Annotated in this window: 25 protein-coding genes and 1 pseudogene; 20 read left to right on the top strand and 6 right to left on the bottom strand. The window is 67.6% G+C overall.

From position 1 onward, the window contains the following. Positions 1 to 7: 7 nt before the first annotated feature. Together ACQY4O_RS14265 and ACQY4O_RS14260 are read left to right on the top strand one after the other, a co-directional pair. The gene (locus tag ACQY4O_RS14265; RefSeq protein ID WP_428377014.1) at positions 8 to 958 is read left to right on the top strand and encodes an ABC transporter permease; all 951 of its coding nucleotides are present in this window, start codon (positions 8 to 10) and stop codon (positions 956 to 958) included. Next, a complete protein-coding gene (locus tag ACQY4O_RS14260; protein ID WP_428377013.1) occupies positions 955 to 1,827 on the top strand; it encodes an ABC transporter ATP-binding protein in 873 nt (290 codons plus the stop codon). The genes ACQY4O_RS14265 and ACQY4O_RS14260 overlap by 4 nt, the downstream gene beginning before the upstream one ends. A 16-nt stretch (positions 1,828 to 1,843) precedes the next feature. Here the strand turns inward: ACQY4O_RS14260 and ACQY4O_RS14255 are convergent, their stop codons facing one another. After that, a complete protein-coding gene (locus ACQY4O_RS14255; protein WP_428377012.1) occupies positions 1,844 to 2,842 on the bottom strand; it encodes a sugar-binding transcriptional regulator in 999 nt (332 codons plus the stop codon). 247 nt (positions 2,843 to 3,089) lie between these two features. Here ACQY4O_RS14255 and ACQY4O_RS14250 point away from each other — a divergent pair, with 247 nt between their 5' ends. From ACQY4O_RS14250 to ACQY4O_RS14205, 10 genes are read left to right on the top strand one after another with little or no spacing between them, the layout of a single operon-like run. Beyond that, complete coding sequence (locus ACQY4O_RS14250) at positions 3,090 to 4,088, top strand: dihydroxyacetone kinase subunit DhaK (RefSeq protein ID WP_428376531.1); 999 nt, start codon at positions 3,090 to 3,092, stop codon at positions 4,086 to 4,088. Positions 4,089 to 4,099: 11 nt separating this feature from the next. Beyond that, the gene (gene dhaL, locus ACQY4O_RS14245) at positions 4,100 to 4,750 is read left to right on the top strand and encodes a dihydroxyacetone kinase subunit DhaL (RefSeq protein ID WP_428376530.1); all 651 of its coding nucleotides are present in this window, start codon (positions 4,100 to 4,102) and stop codon (positions 4,748 to 4,750) included. A 31-nt stretch (positions 4,751 to 4,781) separates the two neighbouring features. Next, a complete protein-coding gene (locus ACQY4O_RS14240; RefSeq protein ID WP_428376529.1) occupies positions 4,782 to 5,903 on the top strand; it encodes an alcohol dehydrogenase catalytic domain-containing protein in 1,122 nt (373 codons plus the stop codon). Positions 5,904 to 5,929: 26 nt separating this feature from the next. Further along, on the top strand, positions 5,930 to 7,369 hold the full coding sequence (locus ACQY4O_RS14235) for an extracellular solute-binding protein (protein WP_428377011.1): 1,440 nt from the start codon (positions 5,930 to 5,932) through the stop codon (positions 7,367 to 7,369). Between the two features lie 20 nt (positions 7,370 to 7,389). Beyond that, positions 7,390 to 8,322 (top strand): carbohydrate ABC transporter permease, encoded by a 933-nt coding sequence (locus ACQY4O_RS14230; RefSeq protein WP_428377010.1) that lies wholly within the window; start codon positions 7,390 to 7,392, stop codon positions 8,320 to 8,322. Between the two features lie 10 nt (positions 8,323 to 8,332). Further along, positions 8,333 to 9,199: a carbohydrate ABC transporter permease gene (locus ACQY4O_RS14225; RefSeq protein ID WP_428377009.1), complete on the top strand. Its 867-nt coding sequence runs from the start codon at positions 8,333 to 8,335 to the stop codon at positions 9,197 to 9,199. An 8-nt stretch (positions 9,200 to 9,207) separates the two neighbouring features. Next, complete coding sequence (locus tag ACQY4O_RS14220) at positions 9,208 to 10,314, top strand: ABC transporter ATP-binding protein (RefSeq protein WP_428377008.1); 1,107 nt, start codon at positions 9,208 to 9,210, stop codon at positions 10,312 to 10,314. Beyond that, positions 10,311 to 11,441: an ABC transporter ATP-binding protein gene (locus tag ACQY4O_RS14215; protein WP_428377007.1), complete on the top strand. Its 1,131-nt coding sequence runs from the start codon at positions 10,311 to 10,313 to the stop codon at positions 11,439 to 11,441. The genes ACQY4O_RS14220 and ACQY4O_RS14215 overlap by 4 nt, the downstream gene beginning before the upstream one ends. A 13-nt stretch (positions 11,442 to 11,454) precedes the next feature. After that, the gene (locus ACQY4O_RS14210; RefSeq protein ID WP_428377006.1) at positions 11,455 to 11,940 is read left to right on the top strand and encodes an RpiB/LacA/LacB family sugar-phosphate isomerase; all 486 of its coding nucleotides are present in this window, start codon (positions 11,455 to 11,457) and stop codon (positions 11,938 to 11,940) included. A gap of 12 nt (positions 11,941 to 11,952) precedes the next feature. After that, positions 11,953 to 12,423 carry a cupin domain-containing protein gene (locus tag ACQY4O_RS14205; protein ID WP_428377005.1) on the top strand — a complete coding sequence of 157 codons (471 nt, stop codon included), beginning with the start codon at positions 11,953 to 11,955 and terminating at the stop codon, positions 12,421 to 12,423. 24 nt (positions 12,424 to 12,447) lie between these two features. On the opposite strand, the gene ACQY4O_RS14200 is transcribed toward ACQY4O_RS14205, so the two are convergent. The 4 genes from ACQY4O_RS14200 to ACQY4O_RS14185 form a co-directional block, all read right to left on the bottom strand. After that, on the bottom strand, positions 12,448 to 13,494 hold the full coding sequence (locus ACQY4O_RS14200) for a GNAT family N-acetyltransferase (protein ID WP_428377004.1): 1,047 nt from the start codon (positions 13,492 to 13,494) through the stop codon (positions 12,448 to 12,450). A 76-nt stretch (positions 13,495 to 13,570) separates the two neighbouring features. Continuing rightward, positions 13,571 to 13,708 carry a hypothetical protein gene (locus ACQY4O_RS14195; RefSeq protein ID WP_428377003.1) on the bottom strand — a complete coding sequence of 46 codons (138 nt, stop codon included), beginning with the start codon at positions 13,706 to 13,708 and terminating at the stop codon, positions 13,571 to 13,573. A 2-nt stretch (positions 13,709 to 13,710) separates the two neighbouring features. Further along, complete coding sequence (locus tag ACQY4O_RS14190; RefSeq protein WP_428377002.1) at positions 13,711 to 13,902, bottom strand: hypothetical protein; 192 nt, start codon at positions 13,900 to 13,902, stop codon at positions 13,711 to 13,713. Positions 13,903 to 14,375: 473 nt separating this feature from the next. Continuing rightward, the gene (locus tag ACQY4O_RS14185; RefSeq protein WP_428377001.1) at positions 14,376 to 15,101 is read right to left on the bottom strand and encodes a MarC family protein; all 726 of its coding nucleotides are present in this window, start codon (positions 15,099 to 15,101) and stop codon (positions 14,376 to 14,378) included. A 179-nt stretch (positions 15,102 to 15,280) separates the two neighbouring features. Here ACQY4O_RS14185 and ACQY4O_RS14180 point away from each other — a divergent pair, with 179 nt between their 5' ends. From ACQY4O_RS14180 to ACQY4O_RS14165, 4 genes are all read left to right on the top strand, one after another. Next, a complete protein-coding gene (locus tag ACQY4O_RS14180; protein ID WP_428377000.1) occupies positions 15,281 to 15,634 on the top strand; it encodes a hypothetical protein in 354 nt (117 codons plus the stop codon). Positions 15,635 to 15,956: 322 nt separating this feature from the next. Further along, a complete protein-coding gene (locus ACQY4O_RS14175; RefSeq protein ID WP_428376999.1) occupies positions 15,957 to 16,445 on the top strand; it encodes a MucR family transcriptional regulator in 489 nt (162 codons plus the stop codon). Positions 16,446 to 16,798: 353 nt separating this feature from the next. Beyond that, on the top strand, positions 16,799 to 18,142 hold the full coding sequence (locus ACQY4O_RS14170) for a hypothetical protein (protein WP_428376998.1): 1,344 nt from the start codon (positions 16,799 to 16,801) through the stop codon (positions 18,140 to 18,142). 75 nt (positions 18,143 to 18,217) lie between these two features. Beyond that, a complete protein-coding gene (locus tag ACQY4O_RS14165) occupies positions 18,218 to 19,744 on the top strand; it encodes a hypothetical protein (RefSeq protein WP_428376997.1) in 1,527 nt (508 codons plus the stop codon). Between the two features lie 42 nt (positions 19,745 to 19,786). On the opposite strand, the gene ACQY4O_RS14160 is transcribed toward ACQY4O_RS14165, so the two are convergent. Then, complete coding sequence (locus ACQY4O_RS14160; RefSeq protein ID WP_428376996.1) at positions 19,787 to 21,244, bottom strand: aldehyde dehydrogenase family protein; 1,458 nt, start codon at positions 21,242 to 21,244, stop codon at positions 19,787 to 19,789. A 201-nt stretch (positions 21,245 to 21,445) separates the two neighbouring features. Between ACQY4O_RS14160 and sppA the strand changes: the two genes are divergently transcribed. The 4 genes and pseudogenes from sppA to ACQY4O_RS14140 all read left to right on the top strand — a co-directional run bounded on the left by sppA (position 21,446) and on the right by ACQY4O_RS14140 (position 23,571). Beyond that, on the top strand, positions 21,446 to 22,396 hold the full coding sequence (gene sppA, locus ACQY4O_RS14155; RefSeq protein WP_428376995.1) for a signal peptide peptidase SppA: 951 nt from the start codon (positions 21,446 to 21,448) through the stop codon (positions 22,394 to 22,396). Between the two features lie 9 nt (positions 22,397 to 22,405). Continuing rightward, a pseudogene (locus tag ACQY4O_RS14150) lies at positions 22,406 to 22,717 on the top strand (integration host factor subunit beta); the annotation flags it as partial. Between the two features lie 185 nt (positions 22,718 to 22,902). Continuing rightward, a complete protein-coding gene (locus ACQY4O_RS14145; protein WP_428376994.1) occupies positions 22,903 to 23,157 on the top strand; it encodes a hypothetical protein in 255 nt (84 codons plus the stop codon). A 129-nt stretch (positions 23,158 to 23,286) separates the two neighbouring features. Beyond that, positions 23,287 to 23,571 (top strand): hypothetical protein, encoded by a 285-nt coding sequence (locus ACQY4O_RS14140; RefSeq protein WP_428376993.1) that lies wholly within the window; start codon positions 23,287 to 23,289, stop codon positions 23,569 to 23,571. The last annotated feature ends 13 nt before the right edge of the window (positions 23,572 to 23,584 follow it).

Here is a 23,584-nt window from a genome sequence, read left to right as displayed (position 1 = left end):
GGCGGGCATGCGGATCGGCTACGCGACCGGCATGGACAAGGTCGATATCGCTGCGCGGGCCGGCGATCTCGCTGAGCGGGGAGGCGATCTCGCCGAGCAAGCCGGGGCTGCGCGACATGCCTCGCTGCGCGGCACCGGGTTGCTGCTGGATGCGACGGGGGGTGCCCCCGCACACCGGCGGGCGGTGCGCCAGGACCTCGCCGAGGGCTTCGCCCTGTGGCGTCTGGCGCTCTCGCTGGGCTGGCTCGACATCAAGCTGCGCTATCGCGGATCGGCCCTCGGGCCGTTCTGGCTGACCCTGTCCGGCGCGATCATGGTGGCCTCGATGGGGCTGATCTACGGCCGGCTGTTCGGCATCGTGCTGCACGACTACCTGCCGTTCCTGGCCCTCTCGATGATCCTCTGGCAGTCGTTCATCGGTGGCCTGACCGGCGAGGCCTGCACGGTGTTCCTCGACGCCGAGCAGATGATACGCGCCATGCGCATGCCGTTCACCGTGCAGGTGCTGCGCTGCGTAGCCCGCAACCTCATCGTGCTGGCGCACAATCTGGTGGTGCCGATCGCCGTGTTCGCGATCTACCGGGTGTGGCCCGGCCTCACGGCATTGCTGTCGCTGCCCGGCCTGGTGCTGTGGGTTGTGGACGGGATTGCCGCCTGCTTCCTGCTCGGCAGCATCTGCGCGCGGTTCCGCGACATCCCCCCGATCGTGGGCAGCATCATGCAGATCGCCTTCTACATCACGCCGATCGTCTGGAAGCCGTCGCAGCTCGGCGCGCATGGCTGGTGGCTGCCGCTGAACCCGTTCGACACGCTGCTGGAGACGGTGCGCTCGCCGCTGCTCGGGGTGCCTGCGGGTCTCGTCACCTGGGGATCGGCACTCGGCTACAGCGTGCTGCTCTGGCTGGCGGCGCTGGTGGTGTTCACCCGGGCCCGGCCAAGGCTGGCGTTCTGGATATGAGCGGCCAGGGATCGGCGCGGCCGGCCGCCTTCGTGCGTATCGAGGGCTTGTCGCTGGATTTCCCGATCTATCACGGCGGCGCCCGTTCGCTGAAGAAGACGGTGCTGTCGGTCGCCTCGGGGAAGCTCGGTCCGGCGCGTGACGCGACCGGCGGCGCATTGTCGGGTGCCGCGGCCACCCGGCGTGTCGTCGTGCAGGCGCTGCGAGACATCAACCTGTCGCTGGCGCCCGGCGACCGGCTCGGCATCGTCGGCCATAACGGCGCCGGCAAGTCGAGCCTGCTGCGGGCGATGGCGGGGATCTACGAGCCGGTGGCGGGCAGGGTGCATGTCGGCGGCACGCTGAACGCCCTGCTCGATCCGAATCTCGGCATGAACCTCGACCTGACCGGCCGCGAGAATATCGTGCTGCGCGGCCGCTATGCCGGGCTGGCGTCTGGTGCGATCCGGCTGCTCGAGGAGGATGTCGAGGAGTTCGCGGCGCTCGACGCGTTTCTCGACATGCCGGTGCGGACCTATTCGTCCGGCATGGTGATCCGGCTCGGCTTCGGGCTCGCCACCGCGATCGCGCCGCAGGTGCTGCTGATGGACGAGTGGTTCATGGCCGGAGACTCGGCATTCCAGGACAAGGCCCGTGCCCGGCTGGAGAGCGTCGTGCGCGGCGCGGAGATCCTGGTGCTGACCTCGCATACGGTCTCGGTGCTGCGCAGATGGTGCACCCGGGTGCTCTGGCTGGAATCCGGACGGGTGCGCGCCGACGGACCGGCGGACGCGGTGCTGGACCAGTACACGCTGGCCACCGGCGGCAAGCTGCCGGCGAGCCGGGTCGCTTGCGTGACACCGGAGGTGCTGAGCAAGCTCGCGACCTGACTACCGGCTTTCGCGACTACCGGCTGTCGCGCGCCGGCGGCGGCCGGGTGGCATCGTCCAGGCGCAGGATGGTGTGGGCGTTGGTGAACGAGGTCGCCAGCGTGTCTATCGCGCCCGTCCTGAGCGCGCCGAGGATCGCCGGCGCCTTGGTGTTCTCGCTGGCGATCGCGATCACGTCGGGGATGCGCTCCAGGTCCTGGCGGCTCAGCCCGATGACGCGCCCCTGCATGCCGGTGTCGGCGGGGCGGCCATGGATGTCGATGAAGTCGTATCCCATCGTGTCGCCGATGGTGCCGGCCAGCCGGGCCTCGGCGATCTCGTCCGGCGAGAACCAGCCCATGCGCACCATGTTGCTCTCCTCGGAAAGGTCGCCGACGCCGATCAGGGCGACGTTGGCGCGCCGCGCGCGATCCAGGGTGAGCTTCACGGTCTCGTTGCGGTAGAGCTCGGCCCGCAGCTCGGCGTTGGTCACCAGCGCCGGGGCGTAGAGCGTCTCGCTCTCGCCGCCGAAGCGTGCCGCCAGCCGGCGGCAGATATGGTCAGGGTTCATGTGTTCGCCGGCGCGCTGCGAGCCGCCGATCGCGCAGACGAAAATGGTGCTGCCGCGGGCGCGCGCGCCGAGCGTGTCGGCGACGGCGGCGACGTTGCGGCCCATGCCGACGGCGACCGTGGCGCCCCCGGTCAGCGTCCGTTCGAGATGCGAGGCGACCAGGGCGGCGACGGCATTGCGCTGCGCCACCGGATCGCGGTGGTCGATCGAGACCAGCAGCCGGTCGATGCCGAAGCGGCCGATGAAGTCCTGTTCCAGCTCCGCCCCGACCGCAGGCGGCTGGTGCACGCGTATCTCGACCAGCCCGTCGGCGCGGGCCCGCTTGAGCAGCCGGCCGATCTTGGCGCGCGAGAGCGAGAAGCGCCGGGACAGCTCCTCCTGGGTGACGTCGTCGTAATAGTACAGCGTAGCGATCTCGATCAGGGTCTCGATCCTGACCTCCGTGCGATCGGCCTGGTCAGGCACGACGCCCTCCCGCGACCGGCGATGCGGGTCGTTTTCTGCGCTGCACAATTACCATGATGATGCTCATTTGTTCAGTGCCTGATGGTCATTTATCCGCATCCCGCATCACGATGAAGCCAGAATCGGCTTGGACCGACCCTATACGCCGCCCACCCCCTCAAATTTGCCTGCACAAGCGCGCAACATGTTGACTTCCGCGCGCCTCCGGACAAGGGTCTTACGGCACGAAACCGGCGGAGGAAGCGGCATGAACCGCGTGATCGACGATCCGGACCAGGTCACCGAGGGCAGCCTGCGTGGCGTTCTGGCGGCGCATCCGGACCTGCTGGCGGCGACCGACCATCCGCGCGTGTTGCGCCATGCCGGCGACCGGCCGCGCGGCCGGGTCGGCGTCGTCACCGGCGGCGGTTCGGGGCACGAGCCGGCGTTCCTGGGCTATGTCGGTCCGGGACTATGCGATGCGGTCGCGGTCGGCGAGGTGTTCGCCTCGCCCACCGCCAAGAGCTTCCATGCCGCCTTCCGGGAGGCCGACGGCGGCCGGGGCGTTGCCTGCCTGTACGGCAACTATGCCGGCGACAACATGAACGTGAAGATGGCGGCCAAGCTCGCGGCCAAGGACGACATCACGGTGAAGACCGTGATCGCCAACGACGACGTGGCCTCGGCGCCGCCCGATGCGGCCGACAAGCGCCGCGGGGTTGCCGGCGAGATCCTGATGTGGAAGGCGGGCGGCGCGCGCGCGGCCGAGGGCGCCGACCTCGACGGCGTGATCGCCTCGGCGCAGAAGGCGATCGACAATACGCGCTCGATCGGCATCGGCCTGTCGGCCTGCACCATCCCGGCTGCCGGCAAGCCGAACTTCACCATCGAGGCCGGCAAGATGGAGGTCGGCATCGGCCACCATGGCGAGCACGGCATCGCGGTGCTGCCGGTGGCGCCGGCGAAAGAGATGGCCGCGATGATGCTGGAGCGCATCCTGGCCGACCTTGCGTTCGGCGGCGAGGATGTCAGCGTGCTGGTGTCCGGACTGGGCGCCACCCCGCTGATGGAGCTGTATCTGCTGTACGGCCATGTCGACGAGATCCTGCGCCGGCACAAGATCACGCCGCGGCACCGCTTCGTCGGCAACTACTTCACCTCGCTGGAAATGGCCGGGGTGTCGGTGACGCTGACGCGCCTGGACGAGGAGCTCGACCGCCTGCTGCGCGCGCCGGCGCGCTCGATTGGGCTTACAGTGGGCGGCTGAGGAGCACCACGATGCAACAGACCGTGACACTCGCCGACGCCGCACCGATCGCCACCGGGATCGCCGCCATCATCATCGAGAACCAGGCGCTGCTGTCCGAGATCGACGGCGCCACCGGCGACGGCGATCACGGCATCAACATGGCCAAGGGGTTCCGGCTCGTCATCGAGCGACTGGAGAGCAAATCATTCGACCTGCGCGAGGGCTTTGCCACCATCGGCGACACCTTGCTGGGCGACATCGGCGGCTCGATGGGCCCGCTATACGGCTCGTTCTTCACCGAGATGGCCGAGGCGCTGGACGGCACGAGCACGCTGGACCGCGACCGGTTCGCGGCCATGCTGTCGGCCGGCGAGGCGGCGATCGTCGATCTCGGCGAGGCGAAGGTCGGCGACAAGACGCTGATCGATGTGCTGGTGCCGGCGCGCGACGCGTTCATCGCGGCCGCCAAGGACGGCCGGGATTTCGCGGCCAGCCTGCAGGCGCTGCAGACCGCCAGTGCCGCCGGCCTGGAGGGCACGCGCGACATGGTGGCCAGGCTCGGCCGCGCGGCGCGGCTGGGCGAGCGGTCGCGCGGCACGCTCGATGCCGGCGCCTGCTCGTGCAACCTGATCCTGCAGGCGCTGGCCGACGGGCTGCTGCAGCGCCTCGAGCCTGCCTGACCAACTTCTTTCGATCCCGCGAGAGGACGCCATGATGGATACCGTGATCGAGACCACGAGGCCGGCGGGCGCCGAGCTGCCCAAGCGCATGCAGGCGGTCGTCGCCTATGCGCCCGGCGACTACCGGCTCGAGGAGGTCGACGTGCCGCGCGCCGGGCCGGACGACATCATCATCGAGGTCGAGGCCTGCGGCATCTGTGCCAGCGACATCAAGACCTTCCAGGGTGCGCCGTCGTTCTGGGGCGACAACAAGGGCCAGGCGCGCTACGTCAAGGCGCCGATGATCCCCGGGCACGAGTTCGTCGGGCGCGCCGTCGAAATCGGCGAGAACGTCGCGCGGCGCGGCCTGCACAAGGTCGGCGACCGGTTGATCTCCGAGCAGATCGTGCCGTGCGAGCACTGCCGCTATTGCGGCCGCGGCGAATACTGGATGTGCGAGCGGCACGACGTCTATGGCTTCCAGAACAACGTCAATGGCGGCATGGCCAAATACATGCGGTTCCCCAAGGAGAGCCGCACGCACAAGGTGCCGGACAGCATCCCGCTGGAAAAGGCGGTGCTGGCCGAGCCGTATGCCTGCTCGGTGCATGCGGTCAATCGCGGCCTGATCCAGCTCGACGACGTGGTGGTGCTGTCCGGCGCCGGGCCGCTCGGCCTGGGCATGGTCGGTGCTGCACGGCTGAAGAACCCATCCAAGCTGATCGTGCTGGACGGCAAGCAGGACCGGCTCGACCTGGCGAAGAAGTTCGGCGCCGACATCGTGATGAACCCGTTCGAGATGGACGTGGTGGGCGCGGTCAAGTCGCTGACCGACGGCTACGGGTGCGATGTCTATATCGAGGCCACCGGGCACGAATCCAGTGTGACGCAAGGCCTGAACATGATCCGCAAGCTCGGCCGCTTCGTCGAGTTCTCGGTGTTCGGCCACGAGGTGACGGCGGACTGGTCGATCATCAGCGACCGCAAGCAGCTCGACCTGTACGGCGCGCATCTCGGACCGTACTGCTACCCGCTGACGATCGCCGCCATCGGCGACGGCCGCCTGCCGACCGAGGGCGTGGTGACGCACACGCTGCCGCTCGCCGAGTTCAGGCACGGCTTCGACCTGATGAAAAAGGGCGAAGGCTCGATCAAGATCATCCTGGTGCCATAACAAGAAAAACCGGAGGAGACCCCTGCATGGCCGACAAGATCAACGACACGCTGAAAGCCTTTGCTGCCGGGCGCATGGGCCGACGCGAGATGCTGGCCCGCATGGGCCAGTACGGCATCGGCGCCGCGGCGGCGACGACGCTGCTCAACCGCATGCAGTCGAGCGCCCTGGCGGCCACGTCCTATGACTGGATGGCGCAGAAAGGCAAGTCGATCAAGCTGCTGATGAACAAGCATCCCTACACGGACGCGCTGCTGAAGCATATCGACGGCTTCAAGACGCTGACCGGCATCGACGTCACCTACGACGTGTTTCCCGAGGATGTCTATTTCGACAAGGTGACCGCGGCGCTGTCGAGCAAGTCGACGACCTACGACGTGTTCATGTCGGGCGCCTACCAGACCTGGCAGTACGGCCCGGCCGGCTGGCTGGTCGACCTCAAGAAATTCATCAACGATCCGGCGGAAACCTCGCCCGACTATGACTGGGACGGCATCCTGCCGAACCTGCGTGCCTCCACCGCCTGGAGCGGCGTGCCGGGCGAGGCGCTCGGCACGGCGAATGCCAAGCAGTGGGCACTCCCCTGGGCGTGGGAGCTGAACTCGATCGCCTACAACAAGCGCATCCTCGACGCGGCGCACATGGAGCCGCCGAAGGACCTGCCGCATTTGATCGAGATGGCCGCCAAGATCTCCAAGGACGTCCCCGGCGTGTACGGCATCGGCGCGCGTGGCAGCCGCTCGTGGGCAACGATCCATGCCGGCTACCTGTCCGCGTTCAGCAACTACGGGGCCCGGGACTTCGACACCAGCAGCGGCAAGCTGGTGCCGGCGATGAACAGCAAGCAGGCGAAGGCCTTCACCAAGCTCTGGATCGAGATGCTGCAGAAGGGTGGCCCGAAGAACTGGACCACCTATACCTGGTACGAGGTCGCCAACGATCTTGGCGGCGGCACCTCGGCGATGGTATATGACGCCGACAGTGCAGCCTTCTTCCAGGAGAAGGGCACCAAGGAGGCGGGCAATATCGTCTACCACGCCTTCACGCCCGACCCGGAGGCCAGCCGGCCGACGCCGAATGTCTGGATCTGGTCGCTGGCGATGAGCAACTTCTCCCGCCAGCAGGCGGCGGCGTGGAAGCTGATGCAGTGGGCCACCAGCACGCAGCAGCTCATGCTCGGCGCCACCAAGGCGGACCTGATCGACCCGACGCGCCAGGTCGTCTGGGACAACCAGGACTTCAAGACGCGCATGCAGGGCTACCCGGGGTATCTGGACCAGTTCGCGGCGTCGTCGCCGGGTGCCAAGATCTATTTCACCCCGCAGCCGCTGTTCTTCAACGTGACCACCAACTGGGCGGCGGCGCTGCAGAAGATGTACTCGAACCAGGTGTCGGTCGAGGACGGCCTCGACCAGCTTGCGGCGGATATCAAGTCCCAGTTGTCGAACGCCGGCATCACAGATTGATCGCCTGAAGGGGCACGCGCATGGACGCCGTCACCTACCCGCCGATCGAGCGGCGCGTCAGGCGCGGGTCTTGGGTTTCCGTGCGCGTGCTGCCCTATCTGCTGAGCCTGCCGGCGCTGCTGGTGTGCATCGGGATCCTGGTGCCGTTCGTCACCGCGGTGCTGTACTCGCTGCAGCGCTACAACCTTGCCTTCCCGATGGGGCGCCGCTTCATCTGGTTCGGCAACTTCGTCAGCCTGTTCGGCAGTTCCAGCTTCTGGCACACGGTGTATGTTTCGCTGGCCTACACCGTGCTGACCGTCGGTGTGGAACTGCTGCTGGGCTTAGGCATCGCGCTGCTGCTGTGGCGGCGGTCGTGGCTGACCAACCTGCTGTCCATCCTTCTCATCCTGCCGCTGATGGTAGCACCCGCGATCGCGGCGCTGATGTGGAAGCTGATGACCAATTCCAATTTCGGCGTGCTGTCCTACCTGGTCTCGCTGCTCGGCTTCCATGACTTCCGCTGGGGGGCCTCGCCGAACAGCGCGCTGTTCACGGTGGTGCTGGTCGATGTCTGGGTCTATACGCCGTTCATCGCGATCCTGCTGCTCGCCGGATTGCGCGGGCTGCCCCGGCAGCCGTTCGAGGCGGCCGAACTCGATGGCGTGCCCGCAAGCTTCGTGTTCTTCCGTATCCTGCTGCCGATGCTGCTGCCCTACCTGCTGACGGCGAGCCTGTTCCGCATGCTCGACAGCATCCAGCAGTTCGACATCATCTATGCGATGACCCAGGGCGGCCCCGGCGACACGCTGCTGGTGTTCCAGGTGCAGGCGTACCTGCAGGCCTTCACCTTTACCGATGTCGGACGCTCGTCGGCGATCCTGATGGTGCTGTGGGCGATCACCTATGCGCTCACCACCGTGTTCATGAAGAACTGGACCCGCCTGCGCGAACGCGCGCACGGCCTGGCGTAGGAGAAGCGCGATGTCGTCGCAGAGCTTCCGCGCCCAGGCCCTTCGCACCGTCCGCATCGTGCTGATGGTGATGGTGGGGGTGTTCTTCCTGTTCCCGCTGCTGTGGGTGGTGCTGATGTCGTTCATGACGAACGTCGACATCCTGCGCTCGCCGCCGTCGCCGTTCTTCGCCCCCACGCTGCGCAACTATGTGGCGCTGATCTCCGGGCATCTTTCGACCAACTCCGGCGATGTGCAGATCGACTACATGCACAACCTGCTGAACAGCGTGATCCTGTCGGTCTGCTCGGTGGTGGTGTCGCTGATCCTGGGCGTGCCGGCGGCCTATGCGTTCGCGCGCTACAAGTTCCGCGGCGGCGAGGACATGGCGTTCACGCTGCTGTCGTTCCGCTTCGCGCCGCCGCTGCTGGTGCTGCTGCCGCTGCTCGGCTACTTCCAGAGCCTGCACCTGTACGACACCTATTTCGGCCTGGTCTGGGTGTACCAGCTCATCACGCTGCCGCTGGTGCTGTGGATCGTGCGCGGCTATTTCGAGGACGTGTCGGAGGATATCGAGTTGGCCTACCGGCTCGATGGGCATGGCTGGCTGGCGACCTTCTTCAAGATCTCGATCCCGCTGGCGCGCCCGGGGATCGCTGCCGCCGGGCTGCTCTCGTTCATCTTCGCCTGGAACAACTTCATCTTCGCGCTGATCCTGGGCTCGTCCGCGGTGCAGCCGGTGACGGTGGGGGCACTTGCCTTCATCACCGCGTCGGGCATCGAGTACGGCCAGATCGCGGCCGCTCTGGTGCTGTCGGTGATCCCGACCCTGGTGCTCGCGATCTTCACGCAACGCTACCTCGTCGAAGGCCTGTCCCTCGGCGCGATCAAGGGGTGAGGGACAAGATGGCCTACCTCTCGATCGAGACGATGTCGAAGGCCTATCGCAGGAACGAGGTCATCCGCGACCTGTCGTTCGAGGTCGAGCGCGGCGAGTTCCTGGTGGTGTTCGGGCCGTCCGGCGCCGGCAAGACCGTGCTGCTGCGGCTGATCGCCGGCATGGTGCTGCCGGATCGCGGGCGCGTGGTGCTGAATGGTGCCGACATCACCCGTGATGCGCCCGACCAGCGCGATATCGGCATGGCGTTCCAGAACTTCGCACTCTATCCGCACATGACCGCCTACGAGAACATCGCGAGCCCGCTGCGCTCGCGTGGCATGGCCCGCGCGGAGCTCGACAGCCGGGTGCATGCCGCTGCCCGCCTGCTGCGCATCGACCATGTGATCAGCCATCTGCCGAAGGCGCTGTCGAACGGCCAGAAGCAGCGCACCGCGCTGGCGCGTGCGCTGGTCGGCGAACCCTCGGTGCTGCTGCTGGACGATCCGCTGCGCAATGTGGATGCCAAGGTGCGCTACGAGATGCGGCTGGAGCTGCCGCGTCTGCTGCGCGAACGCGATACCACGGTGATCTACGTGACGCAGGACTACAAGGAGGCGATGGCGCTCGGCGACCGCATCGCGGTGCTGGGCGACGGCGGCTTCACCCAGATCGGCTCACCCGAGACGATCTACAACCGCCCCGCGAACAGCCGAATCGCCCGACTGTTCGGGGATCCGCCGATCAACCTGCTCGACGCGCGACGCGACGGCGGCGACGCCTTGCGCGTGGCCTCGAACAGCGTGGCGCTGCCGATGCGGTTCTCCAACTCGGCAGCGTCGGGTTGCGTGCTCGGCATAAGGCCGGAGGATGTCGCGGTGAGCCTGGAGGCGGTTCCCGGCGCGCTTCCCGTGGAGATCGACGCGGTGACGCCGCTGAACGATCGCCAGGTCATGCTGCTGCGCGCCGATGACGGCACCGAGATCTTTGCAAGCCGGCCGCAGGCGGAGCAGATCGAGCAAGCTGACGGCGCCCAGCAGCGGGGCCGGCGTCGCGCGTGGGCCAGCCTGGACGTCGACCGGGCGCATTTCTTTGAGCCGGGTTCGGGAGCCCGGTTGCTGGAGTCTGCCAGATGAGCACCCTGACGCTCAGCGAGCTCTCCAAGGTCTATCCGGGCTCCGGCGAGCGCTCCGTCGACGATGTGTCGATGGCGATCAGGGACGGCGAGATCATCGCCCTGCTCGGCTCGTCCGGCTGCGGCAAGACCTCGACCCTGCGCATGGTGGCGGGTTTCGAGAGTGTCACCAGCGGCACCATCAGGCTCGGCGAGACGGTGATCAACCGGCTGAAGCCCTCCGAGCGCAATGTCGCGATGGCCTTCGAGGGCTATGCGCTGTATCCGCCGCTCAAGGTGCGCGACAACATCGCGTTCTCGCTGCTGCGCGGCCGGACCCCGAAGGCCGAGATCGACCGCCGGGTGAACGCGGTCTCCGACATGCTCGAACTCGGGCCGATGCTGGAGAAGTTCCCGCCCAACCTGTCCGGCGGGCAGCAGCAGCGCGTCAGCCTGGCCCGCGCACTTGTGCGCAATGCTTCCGCCTACCTGCTGGACGAGCCGATGTCGCAGCTCGAGCCGCAGCTTCGTGCCCTGCTGCGCGCCCGCATCAAGGACCACATGACGCTGCACCGGATGACCACGGTGATCGTGACGCACGACCAGACCGAGGCGATCGCGCTATCGGACCGGGTCGCGGTGATGGACAAGGGCGTGCTGCAGCAGTTCGGCACGCCGGACGACTTGCGCGAGCGGCCGGCCAACCTGTTCGTGGCCTCCTTCATCGGCGAGCCGCCGATGAACCTGTACACGGCCGCGGTCGGCGACGGCGAGCTGGTGGTGCTGGACGAGTGCCACGAGCCGGCGTTCCGCATCCCGTGCCAGCCGGGCGAATTCGCCGGGCGGCGGCAGCTGGGCATTGGCATCAGGCCGCATCGGGTGCATCTCAGCGAAGCGGACGGCGCCGGTGACGGCTCCGGCAATGCCGCAGGAAGCGCCATCGTCCGCGGCGAGGTGCTGTCCAACCACTGGCTCGGTGACCACAGCCATGCCGGCATCGGGATCGGCGGCTGCTTCCTGATCGCGGTCGCCGACCGGCATGTGGAGGCCCGCGTCGGCAGCCAGGCGGTCTTGCGGATCCCCAGGGACGCTATCCATATATTCGATGAACAGACCGGGCTCGCAGTGGCGCACGGATTGCGGGCCTAATAGGAGAACCAGGATGCGTATCGTATTGGGCGGCGACAGCGCCGGCGAACCCCTGATCCAGGTGATCAAGGCCCATCTCACGCAGCAGGGCGTGCATGAGGTGGTGGATCTGTCGCAGCCGGAGGCGCAGGACGAACAGGAATACTACGCCGAGATGACGGACCGGGTGGCGCAGCGCATCCTCGATGGCGGCTTCGACCGCGGCATCCTCGCCTGCGGCACCGGCATCGGCGTCTCGATCTCGGCGAACAAGATCCCCGGCATCCGGGCGGCCCTCACGCATGACACCTATTCCGCCGAGCGGGCGGCGCTCAGCAACGACGCGCACATCATCACCATGGGCGCGCGGGTGATCGGGCCGGAACTGGCGAAGTCGATCGTCGATACGTTCCTCGCCAGGCAGTTCGACCCGGAGAGCAAGTCGGCCGGCAATGTCGAGGCGATCAAGGCGCTCGATGCCAAATACGCCCGGGAACACAGCCCGCGGGTGCCGGCGTAGCCGGGCCCGGGGTTGACGGGTCAGGCGGATGCGCCCGACTGGAAGCATAACGGTGTCCGGGTGATACGCGCCGACCAGCTCGATGCGAATACCGCGCAGACGCCGGGAATGGACCGGGCGGCCGCGATCAACCTGGCGCGGGTCGGGGCGCAGAAGATCTGGGCAGGCACGGTGAGCATCCATCCGGATGCCAGGACCGGCGCGCATCATCATGGGGCGCTGGAAAGCGTGATCTATGTGCTACGCGGCCGTGCGCGGATGCGCTGGGGCGCGGCGCTGGAATACACCGCGGAGGCCGGGCCCGGCGACTTCATCTTCGTGCCGCCCTACGTGCCGCACCAGGAGATCAATGCGCTGACCGACGAGACGCTGGAATGCGTGCTGGTACGCAGCGATAGCAAGGCGGTGGTGGTCAACCTTGATATCGAGCCGGTCGAGCAGCCCACATCCGTCCTGTGGGTCGACCCGATCCACCGGGCGTGAGGCGTCTTCTTGGGGATGGCCGCGTCATGCGGCCACGGGCTCCGCCGATCTGGACCGCTTGCGTGCGCCTTGCCAGACGAGTGCCGGGACATGCGCCCGTTCGGTCAGGAAGCGGCGGACCCGGAACGTCATGGCGGTCCGGCTCACCGTCATGCGCGACTGCAGCGTGCCGCCGAAGCCGCTGAGGAACTTCGCGATCCCCGGCGTTGCGACGCCGTCGAAGTCGAAGACGCGTCCCGCCGCGGCGGCGTCCTGCATACCCTGCCAGAGCAGCAGGCTGACGGCGCCGCTATGCGCCTTGGGCTGGCGGGTGGTCAGGAGGTAGTAGGAGGTGGATTTGTCCCACACCAGGAAGATCGCCGCCTGCAGGACCCCGGCGGCATCGTAGGCGCCCAGAGCGGTGCCGGTATCGCGCCGCAGCGCTTCGCGGCACGCCCGCTGCATGGCTTTCGTCGTGTAGAGGTTCTGGCGGCCACGGTCCTGCAGCATGCTCTCGTAGAAGTCGCAGAACGTGTCTGCATCGTCGATGCGGCACGCCGTCAAGCCCTCCTTGGTCGCGCTGCGGATCAGGTTGCGGGTCTTGTCCAGCATCGAGGACCACATGTCCGCAGCGCTCTGGCCCGGCTGGGTACGGAAGGTGTATTCGACCGAGCAGGCAAAGCCCGCCTCCTGGAATTTGAGGACGTCGGAGATGGCCGGGTCGAACCGTTGCTCGAACACCGACGCCTTCGGCAACTGGCTGATCAACTGCTCGACGATCTCGGTACGGCGGCGGAACTCGGAGGCCGGCTTGCCGGAACCCGGCTTGATGACCGGCCCGAGCGTGCGCGTCATCAGGGGCATCATCGAGATGTCACAGCCGAAGCGCTGGTCGATGATGTAGGGCATCGTGCCGACCACGGTGCCCCCTTGCCGAACCTCGGCCTGATGCCAGTTGCCGTCGGTGACCGCGTCGAGCCACCAGGGCTCGTGGAACACCGAGAAGGCGGGATATGGCTTGAGGATCTTGCCGCTCTGCACCGGGAGCAGGCTGCTTTCGACGATGTCGAGGGTTTTGATCGGAACGCCCATGATGGTCGATCTTTCTGATCCAGCTCGTGAATTTCTAAGAGCGACGGCTCGCAGGGTTTTTCAGGTGCGAGCCGGTCTACCAGAGAGAGTCGTCGCGGCTCGGCTTGTCGAGCCTGGTGCGGATGCCGAGGGCCAGTCCGAACAGGAAGATCGGCACTGCCATCGCGAGCGCTGTGATGGCGACAGGATCATGACCGCCGAAGATGCCGCTCATGGTCACGCCGCCAGGCCGCTCGTCTGCGACGTGGCGAGATCGGCCAAAAAAAGGCGGCCGCTCCGCAGCTTGCCAATGGCGTAGTCCGCATCAGTGCCGAACCGGAACGGCCCGGCAACGGTCTTGAAGCCGATCAGGACGGTCCAGGCGAGGCCGTTGAAATGTTTGCGGGGGCGGCGGAAGAAGTTCTGCATGATGTGCTGCCGAAACCTTGGCTGGGAAGTCGGTTCGAAATGCCGGGTGACGTTATTTCGCCACAACGTCTGTCGTTGGAGGCGCAGCGTCCGGTGAGTTGTAGATGCCGTCACGCTAACAAAAAGACAACTCGATACTGTTCCAGAACGTCTTATTAACGTTGCGGGGCTGGCCCGGCCCCGAAAGCGCGGCAGGCGGGAAATTATCGTTAGCCGGCGTTAGAGCCTGTTTGAAAACGCCTGATGCTGGATGAGAGCGGCTCGCAGAGCAGCCCTAGCTGCTCTGCCTCACTCTCAAGGAGAGCATGATGCATGCATCATGCTCGGGCCGCGGCCGGCGTGACTTTCCGAGCACCGCAGCGCAGCGGCCGCCCATGCTTGAAAAGTGGGGGCCGTGAGCAGTGGAGCGCAGGAAAGACGCCCGTCCTTGAAAAGAGGGGGATCGCCAGCAGCAGGCGTTTGCAAACAGGCTCTTAGCCCGGCGGCTGCAGGGCGGCCGCGAGGACCGGCCCCAGGATATCCTGCACGCCGGAGGCGATGATCTGGACGCCGATGCTCAGCAGGATGAGGGCGGCCAGGCGGGTGACGATGCGGGCGCCGGAGTGCCCGAGCAGCCGGACGACCCGCTGGGCGCCGGAATAGGCGACCCAGACTATGACACAGACCAGCGCCGCGGCCAGGGTGATGCCGAGGCCGAAGGAGGCGAGCGCGCCGAGACCGCCGCCCTGCGGGCGCTCGGCGCTCAGCGCGATCGCTACCGAGATGCTGCCCGGTCCCACCGTGAACGGCATGGTCAGCGGGAAGAAGGCGGTCTCGGCGACATCCTCGGTGGCGGCGGTGCGGCCGTCCTGGCTGGCCTGTCGTTCCTTGAGGGCCTCGTAGGCTTCGGGCGTCTGCAGCAGCCCCCACGCCCGCACCGCGACCACGAGGCCGCCGGCGATCCGCAGCGCACCGATGGTGATCCCGAAGAAATGCAGCAGCGCGCTGCCGCCCCAGAGCGAGATGAACAGGATCAGAAAGCCGTACCAGCCGACCCTGCGGGCCAGCATCGCCCGTTCGGCGCTGCTGCGACCGGTCGTCACCTCGGCGAAGACGAGGGCGGCGCCGAGCGGGTTCACGATCGAGAACAGCGCCGGGAACGCCAGCAGGAAGGCGCCGGACAATCCTGCGAAATTGGCGGTCTCGGGGTGGATCGGCATGATGGCGGCTTAGGGCAGCATGCGATCAATTGGAACCGCTTCGGGGTGCCAAATGTCGGGTGAGGGTGCTCTATCACGGCGAGCGGCGCATCTGCATCGGCCGCCGTGCGGCGTCCGGCCGCCTGGGTGTGCGCGTGTGGTAAGGTGCCGGCTGAAACCCTAGAGAGTGGCCGCCTGGTATGCCGCACGTGATCTGCCCCTCCTGCCACGTCCAGTACAATGCAAGTGCGTCACGATGCCCGAATTGCGGGGCGCCGCGGCCGCGGGCGTGGCGCCCCCTGGTCGAGCGGCGCTGGCCGGTTCCGCTGGCGGCGGGACTGGTCCTGGAGGCGGCCGCCATGCGCTACGGTCCGGCGAGCCTGCGTCCGGTCGGGCAGTCGCCGGTGGTCGTCGGCAGCTGGTTCCTGGCCGGGGCGCTGCTGTTCGCGCTGTTGGTGACGGTGGCGCTGTTCGCCGCGGGCCTGATCGTGCGGACGCTGCGGCGGCGGATGCACCGGTCGGCACGGCGAAAGCTGGCCCGGAAGCGGATGTGATAGTGGCAGATGTGATGGTTCGGCGACACTTCTGTATGAATAACGTCCTCGCAATCGCCGACTCTTCGTCCCGCGTTCTTGTCAATATTGCTCAGGTCGTGCTGTAACCAGCTTCTAAGAACCTGTTTGAAGACGCCTGATGCTGGATGAGAGCGGTCCGTAGGACCGCGGCCGGCGCGACTTTCCGAGCACCGGAGCGGAGCGGCCGTCTGGCCGTGAGCAACGGAGCGCAGGAGAGGCGCCCAGCCTTGAAAGCGGGGGATCGCCAGCAGCAGGGGTTTGCAAACAGGCTCTAGCATCGAGCCGGGACTTTGGAGTCAAGATGACCATCGAGGATGAAGCTCAGCCGATCCTGGCGCTCACGGCCCAGATCGTGTCTGCGCACGTGTCCAACAACACGGTCGGCGCGGAGGGGCTGACACCTCTGATCCGCCAGGTCTATCAGGCGCTGGCCAGCGCCGGGCAGCCGCTGGTGGAGCCCGAGAAGCCGCAACCCGCCGTTCCGGTCAAGCGGTCGGTATTCCCGGACTACATCATCTGCCTCGAGGACGGCAAAAAGCTGAAGATGCTCAAGCGCCATCTGCAATCCGCCTATGGCCTGACCCCGGAGCGCTACCGGGAACGCTGGTCGCTGCCGCCCGACTACCCGATGGTGGCTCCGAACTACGCGGAACGCCGCTCGACCTTGGCGCGCGAGATCGGGCTGGGACGCAAGAACGCGCCGCCCGGGCGCGAGGCGATCGAGCCCGCGACGGAAACTCCCGCCGAGGACGCACCGCGGCCGCGCGGACGGCGTAAGCGGTCCGCCTGAGAGACCGCTCGATAATGCTACTAGGGCGGTCATCCGACGCGGGTTTCTCCGCTTCCGGTGCTCACGGCCAGTAGGCCGCTCCGCTCCGGTTCTCGAAACCCACGCCGGGCGGCGCCAAGCTGGCGCCTCTGACTCGTCCTAGCGCATTCTCGAAAGGTCTCAGCCTAAGCGAGGCCAAGCCTTTACCGGCGGGTCCGGCGCGTGCTAGGTTGATGCGATACTAAAACAATTATGCGGAGCACTGGTGGGCGAAGAGCCTGCCGGTGCCTTTTCGCATGGCGGCCTTGGCATCATGCCGGGCGCCTTGACCACCCGCCTGCACATGAACAATCCGGAGACTGAAATTGATGTGGATGCCACGTCCGCTTTCGGCTGTACTGGCGGCAGCCCTGTTGTACGCGGCGCCTGGCGCCGGCGTCCTGGCGCAGCCGGTGTTCTCGAAGAGCGGCGGCGGCGCGTTCAGCAACATCACCACCTCGCTGCTGGTGAACGACGCGGCGGGTGCGTTCATGACCCAGGGCTCGGTCCCGTGCCAGGCGCCACAGACCGGCCAGCTCACCAGCCCGTCCGGGGTCTGCATGCAATACACGCCGAGCATTGCCTTCGTCGGCGGAGCCGCCGCGATCTTCGGGCTGAAGGGCGGGATCATCGACTATGCCAGTCCGCCGCTGAACGTGTCCGCCGATGCGGGACCCGGCAGCAGCGCGATCACCATCGCCAATCAGGCCGCCACCGCCAATATCAGCACAATTTCGGCAATCGGCTCGGTCAAGACGCTGAGCTCGCTCGCGGCCTCGGTCGCGGGCGCGCTGCCGGCCGGCGAGACCATCACCGCCTACGTGGTCGGTGCCAGCGGCACGGTCCTGAGCCTGTCCGCGCCGACGCTTGCCGACCTGCCGCCCGGCTCCACGGTGACCTTTTCGACCAATACCGGCGCCCAGCAATTCACCGGCATCGCGTCGTCGGTCGATCTGACCGCGCACCAGGGACCCGGCTCCGGCGGCCAGGCCTGGGGTGGCAACTTCATCGTCGAGGCCGAGGCGGGGTCCAACGGTTCGATCCACGGCATCGAGATCGATGTCGCCAACTTCTCGGCCAGCGTGGGCGGGTTCGGCGTCTGGCTCGGCAATAACGGCAACCAGCACATGAGCGCCGGGCTGTTCATCGGTGCCGGCGTCAGCGGCGCGGGCTGGCTGGAGGGGGTGGAGAGCGTCTCCTCGATCAATGACGACGTGCTGTCGATCTCGTCCGCGACCACCTTCGGCAACGACCACGGCAGCCACTCGGTCGGCACCATCTACCAGGGGACGTACAGCACCGCGATCATGCAGGGGATCAACCCGAACGGTCTGACGCCGACCACCCGGGCGCTGTTCACCGTCACGCCGAAAGGCGGCCTCGTCGACAGCTCGGTGACACCGATGGCTGCCACCAGCGGCAGCACGCAGACCGCCGTCAACGGCTCGACCGGCATGATCCTGGTCTGCAGCGGCACCATTGCTTCGCTGACCGTGGTCATGCCGGCGCTGCCGCTGCCCAAGCAGCGCTACGAGATCGGCTCCGAATGTACGGTGACCACGTTGAGTCTGACGCTGCCCGGTGGTTCCACGGTCGCGGGGGGCGCCACGACGATCGCGCCGGCGACACCGATCGGTTTCATCTACGACAATGACAGGCTGCTCTGGCTGCGCTGGTAGATCGCCGTCCGGACCTGCTAACTACTCCCGCACAGGCGATCCTCGGGCGCGGCGGATCGCGGGCGGGGTTCCCGGTTGGTCTCGTACAGGCATCTGCTGCTCGATCCGGTCTTCAGGTGCGACCATCTGTGGTATCTGCGCCGCGGCGAGCGGCCGGCCGTCCTCCTGCAGCATCGCGACGGCACGCCGGTCGCGGGTTTCGGCGGCGAATGGAAGCCGGTGCTCGCCTATACCGGGCTCGCCGGCGTCGACCTGCTGGCCTTCGAGCGGCTGGATGGTAGCCAGGCGACCTGGATCGTGTCGCCGGACGGCCGGCGGCTGGGCGACCGGCTGTCCGACCTCGCACCGGCCGACCGCGCGGCGCTGCAGCGCTCGGTGCGCCAGCGCGGCCTTGACGAGCCAGAAGGCCTGATCGCCGACGGGCTGCAGTTCATCGAAGCGCGCCTGCGTCGGGAGATCCTGGGCGTGGCGCCGAGGCGGGCCGCATTGCCGCCGTCCGGCGCGCCAGGTTCGATGATGTTCGGCGCTCCCCAGGGGCTGCTTTCGTATGCGCGCTATCCGGCCGGCCACGCAAGCGCAGGGCAGAGCGGCACATTCACCTTCGGCCCCGGCTGGTCGCGCGATTCCGGCACCGTGGCGCGGGCGATTGCATCGCCCTGTATGGCCGGGCTGGCCGTGGTGCCCGCTGCATCCCGCCATCTGCTGAGCGTCACCCTGATGCCGGTGCAGGTGCCGCACGCCGTTACGGCCGAGCGGCCGCCCGACCGGATACGCATCGTTGCCAACGGCCGATGCATCGGCGTCGCCGCCCTGGATGCACGCTGGCAGCGGGACGGGGCGCGATTTGCGTTCTGGCTGCCGCCCGGCCAGGGCCCCCAGGGGCCGCTCGCGCTCGAATTCCATCATGCGGACGGCTTCGACCTTGCCGGTCTCGACCTGTCGCTCGGCACGACGCTGGGCGCCAGGCAACATACCGATGCCGAACTGATGATGCTGTTCGAGAATATCGGCGACAATTGCGAGTTCGGGCTGGTGCAACGACATTTCGCCGCCGAGCCGGTCGGGCTGCTGCGGTTTGCCGGGCTGGGCGATGCGTACCGGCTGATCCGGCTGCTCGACGAGGGGTTCGGCAACCTCGGCGAGCCCGGCTCGCTGGGCACCATCATCGTCGGCGGCGAATACTGGATACAGGACCGCATCTACGGCGTCGCCTACCACACCTTCCGCTACCAGCATGACAGCGATGCCGACAGCGTGCTGCGCGACAACGAGGTCAAGACGCGCTACCTGACGCGCAAGCTGCGCGAGGATCTCGAGGATGGCGAGAAGATCTTCGTCTACAAGCGCGCCGTGACTCGGGATCCGCATGAAGTCCTGGCCCTGCACGCCGCCCTGAACCAGTTCGGCACGGTGAACAAGCTGCTCTGGGTCACGCCGGAGGACGACGAGCACCGGCCGGGTGACGTCGAATGGGTCTCCGACCGGCTGCTGCACGGCACCCTGCGCACGATCTCGCTGAGCAACGCAAACGATTTCGATCCTGCGACCTGGTTGCTGCTGTGTCGCAACGCCGTTGCCGCCTTCGGTGCGGCCGCCGTGTGACACTCTCTGAAGTCGCGATCAGCGTTTCGCTGAAACGAGGCTTCAGGCTTGCGGCTTGCGGCCCAGCATCAGCGTGAGCGCTCGCCGTGTCATCGCGCCATGCGGCGGCGTCATCCAGGTGAAGCCGCTGAACCGGCCTGGCCGGTAGATTGCCCGCCGGTGCGAGAAGCGCAGGAATCCGGCATGGCCGTGATAGGCGCCGGTGCCACTGTGGCCGAGGCCGCCGAACGGCAGCCCCGGTTGCGCGCAGTGCAGCAGCGTGCCGTTCAGGGTGACGCCGCCGGACCGCGTGGTGTCGAGCACGTGGCGTTGTTGCGCGCGATCGTCCGTGTAGCAGTATAGCGCAAGCGGCACCGGGCGTGCGTTCACGAACGCCGCCGCCTGCTCGACACTGTCGTAGGGCAGCACCGGCAGCACCGGCCCGAAGATCTCCTCCTGCATCATGGCCGTCTCCGTGGCAGTGGCGGCGAGGTCGGGAAACATGACGACGGTCGGCGGCAGCCGGCGCTGGGCACGCAGCAGCCCCTGCCGGTCAGCGCGATCGTCCGGGTGTCGCAGTATTGCCAGGCCCCGCTGCGCGGCATCCGCGACCAGGCCGAGCAGGCGATCCTGGTGGCGGTTGCTGATCAGTCCGGTGTAGTCCGGGTTGTCGAGGATGCTCGGGTACAGGCGCCTGGCGGCTTCGGCCAGGGCCTCGGCGGTGGCGGCGAGATGGGCGCGCGGCGCCAGCACATAGTCCGGCGCCAGGCAGGTCTGGCCGGCATTGAAGAACTTGCCGACGGCCAGGCTGTGGGCGGTCCGGCGGCGGGCCGCGTCGGTGGCGACCCGATCCGGGCACAGGATCGCGGGCGACTTGCCGCCGAGTTCCAGAGTGACCGGCACGAGGTTGCGTGCCGCGGACTGCATCACCTCGCGGCCCACGCCGGTCGAGCCGGTGAACAGCAGGTGGTCGAATTCGAGGGCGCAGAAGGCGCGCGCCATCGCTGCGTCCCCTTGCATGACGGCGACATCCTCGGGATCGAAGACCTCGGCGAGCAGCGTCGCCAGCAGATCGGCGCAGGCAGGGCTCAGCTCGGACGGTTTGAGCATGACGCGGCAGCCGGCGGCCAGCGCGTCGATCACCGGCTGCAGCGACAGCAGGAACGGGTAGTTCCACGGCGAGACGATCCCGACACAGCCGACCGGACGCATCTCCACCCAGGCCTGCCCGGGCTGGAACCGCAGTCCCACCGGCACCCGTTGTGGCCGCATCCAGCCTGCGACCCGCGCGCGCGCATAGACGATGGCGTCCAGCAGCGGCAGGATCTCGGCCAGCACCGTCTCGGGGTGCGCGCGGTTGCCGAAGTCGGCCATGACCGCGCGCTGCAGGCGCCCGGCATTGCCGCGCAGCAGCCGCTCGAGCCCGGCTAGGGCGGCGCGGCGCGGCGCGGCACCCGGAACCGGCTCGCGCAGAACGGCCCGCTTCTGGAGGAGGAGGCTGTGCTGCAAATGCCCGGTCATGTCGTCCTACCCGATCAACCTGTCGACCCCGCCCATCCACTGACAACGGCCTGCTCATCTCCGGAAATCGCAGACGAATTTCCGCGGCAGGACGCTATGGATCAATTTGCTGCCGAACGATTTTGCCGTAGCCTGCGCATCCTGTTGCCCTGATTACCCTTTTGCCCCTGCTTCCTCCTGTAGCAATGTCGGGACGGCCTGATGAGCCTTGAATCGGATCTGGTCGCGGACCGGCTGCGCCTGAAGCGCGGGCTTGCCTTCTGGCGCGTGGTGGCGGTGCTGGCCTTCGTGCTGGCGGTGCTCGGTGTCGGCGGCTTGCGGCTGCATCATGCGGCGGGTGCGCACCTGGCGCGGCTGAAGGTGGACGGGATCATCACCGACGACGCCGACCGCGTCGCCATGATCGACTCGGCGCGCAAGGATGCGAGCGTCAAGGGCCTGATCCTGTCGATCGACAGTCCAGGCGGCTCGGTGGCCGGCGGCGAGAATCTGCATGACGCCATTGCCCGGTTCGCCGCAGGCAAGCCCGTGGTGACGGTGATGGGCGGCACCGCAGCCTCGGCCGGCTACATGATCGCAGTGCCCTCGGCCCGCATCTTTGCCTCGAACGCGACCCTCACCGGCTCGATCGGCGTGCTGCTGCAGTCCCCCGACGTCTCCGGCCTGCTCGACAAGGTGGGTTTGGGCGTCGACGAGCTGGTGTCGGGTCCGCTGAAGGGGCAGCCCAGCGTGGTCAAGCCGTTGTCGCCGGAGGGCCGGGTGATGCTGCAGGGCGTGGTGATGGATCTGTATGACCAGTTCGTCGGCATGGTGGCGAGCGGGCGGCACATGGATGCGGCGCGCGTGCGGGCACTGGCGGACGGCCGGCCCTATACCGGCCACCAGGCGATCGGCCTCGGGCTGATCGACCAGATCGGCACCGAGCAGGATGCGCGCGACTGGCTGGCGGCGAACCGCCATCTTGCCGGCGACCTGCCGGTGCGGCCGCTGGAGCCGCAGGACAAGGCGCCCTGGTGGCGCCGCCAGATGCGCGCCTCGGCGGGCGGGTTGTTGTTGTCCGCGCTGGATGTTCTTGTTTCGAGCCCGGCGGCAAAAACCTTTGCAGCGCAAGGACTTGTGCTTGACGGGCCGGTGGCGCTCTGGCAGCCTTGACAGCCTGTTCGGGGGGACAGGATGACCAAGTCGGAGTTGATCGCGGAGCTCGCTTCGGCCAATCCGCACCTGCTCAGCCGCGACATCGAGCTCATCGTGTCCACAGTGTTCGACGAAATCACGGCGGCCCTGGCGCGCGGCGCCCGGGTCGAGCTGCGTGGTTTCGGGGCCTTCACCATCAAGCAGCGCGACGCCCGGACCGGGCGCAATCCGCGCACCGGCGAGGCGGTCGCGGTCGGCGAGAAGGTGGTGCCGTTCTTCAAGGCCGGAAAGGAACTGCGTGAACGCGTCAACAAGCGGCCGACCGGCCGCAGGATCTGAGCGCGCCGGATCCAAGCCTGCTGGACGCAAGGCTGCTGGACCCCAAGCCCCCTCGACCCCAAGCAGGGGGCGCCTCTCACGCCATCCCGAGAATCGATGCTTGTTCTTGTTTTGTTCAGCGCGGTGAGATAAGCTCCCCAGGACGAGGCCCATCAGGCACCACGAGGCAAGCTGGAGCAGGTTCGATGCGCGGGACGATCCGGATGGCGACCTGCGTGCTCGCACTCGGCACGGCCGCGCTGGCGGGACCGGCGGCCCGGCCGGCACTGGCCCATGAGCGGTTGCTGCATTGCGCGACGTCGCCGGCCTCGGCGAGTCCCGGTCATAGCGTGCCGCACTTCGCGCAGCGGCGCTATTACGCGCCGGTACGCAGTGCGATGTATTTCTCCCGGCCGGGCATGCTTTGCCGCTGGAAGGCTCCGACCCGCCGGCACGGGTGAGGACGGGAGCGCCGTGCAGGCCTGCTGACGGCGGCCCGGGGATCTTGCAGGCGAGGCCTCCTTCGCCCAGAACAGCCCCCAAGAACAGCGCGGTGCCGACGGGCGCTGCCGTCGACGGGGAGCGGTACGATGTTCAGGAAATCGAGCAAGGAGCAGGCGCCGACCCGGGCTGCGACGGCTGCGGTGCCGCCGACGAGCAGTGCCATCGGGGCGGCCGCGACCAGTGCCGCGAAGCTCGCCTACGAGGCGCGCCGCGCCGCCAAGGCGGGCGTCAGCCTGGATCGCTGGATGGCTGACAAGCAGAAGCGTGTCCGGGCCGAGCAGGAGGCCGAGCGAAAGGCGCTGCAGGCCAAGCAGCCGGTCAAGTCCGGCCTGTTCAGGCGACTGCTGGACCGGGCACACAAGCCGATCTGAACACCGACCCGCA

It is taken from the genome of Lichenicoccus sp., assembly GCF_965277665.1.
In the GTDB taxonomy this organism is placed as follows: domain Bacteria; phylum Pseudomonadota; class Alphaproteobacteria; order Acetobacterales; family Acetobacteraceae; genus Lichenicoccus.
The sequence above is the reverse complement of the archived record's forward strand: the minus strand, read 5'-3'. Positions and strand labels throughout refer to the sequence as shown.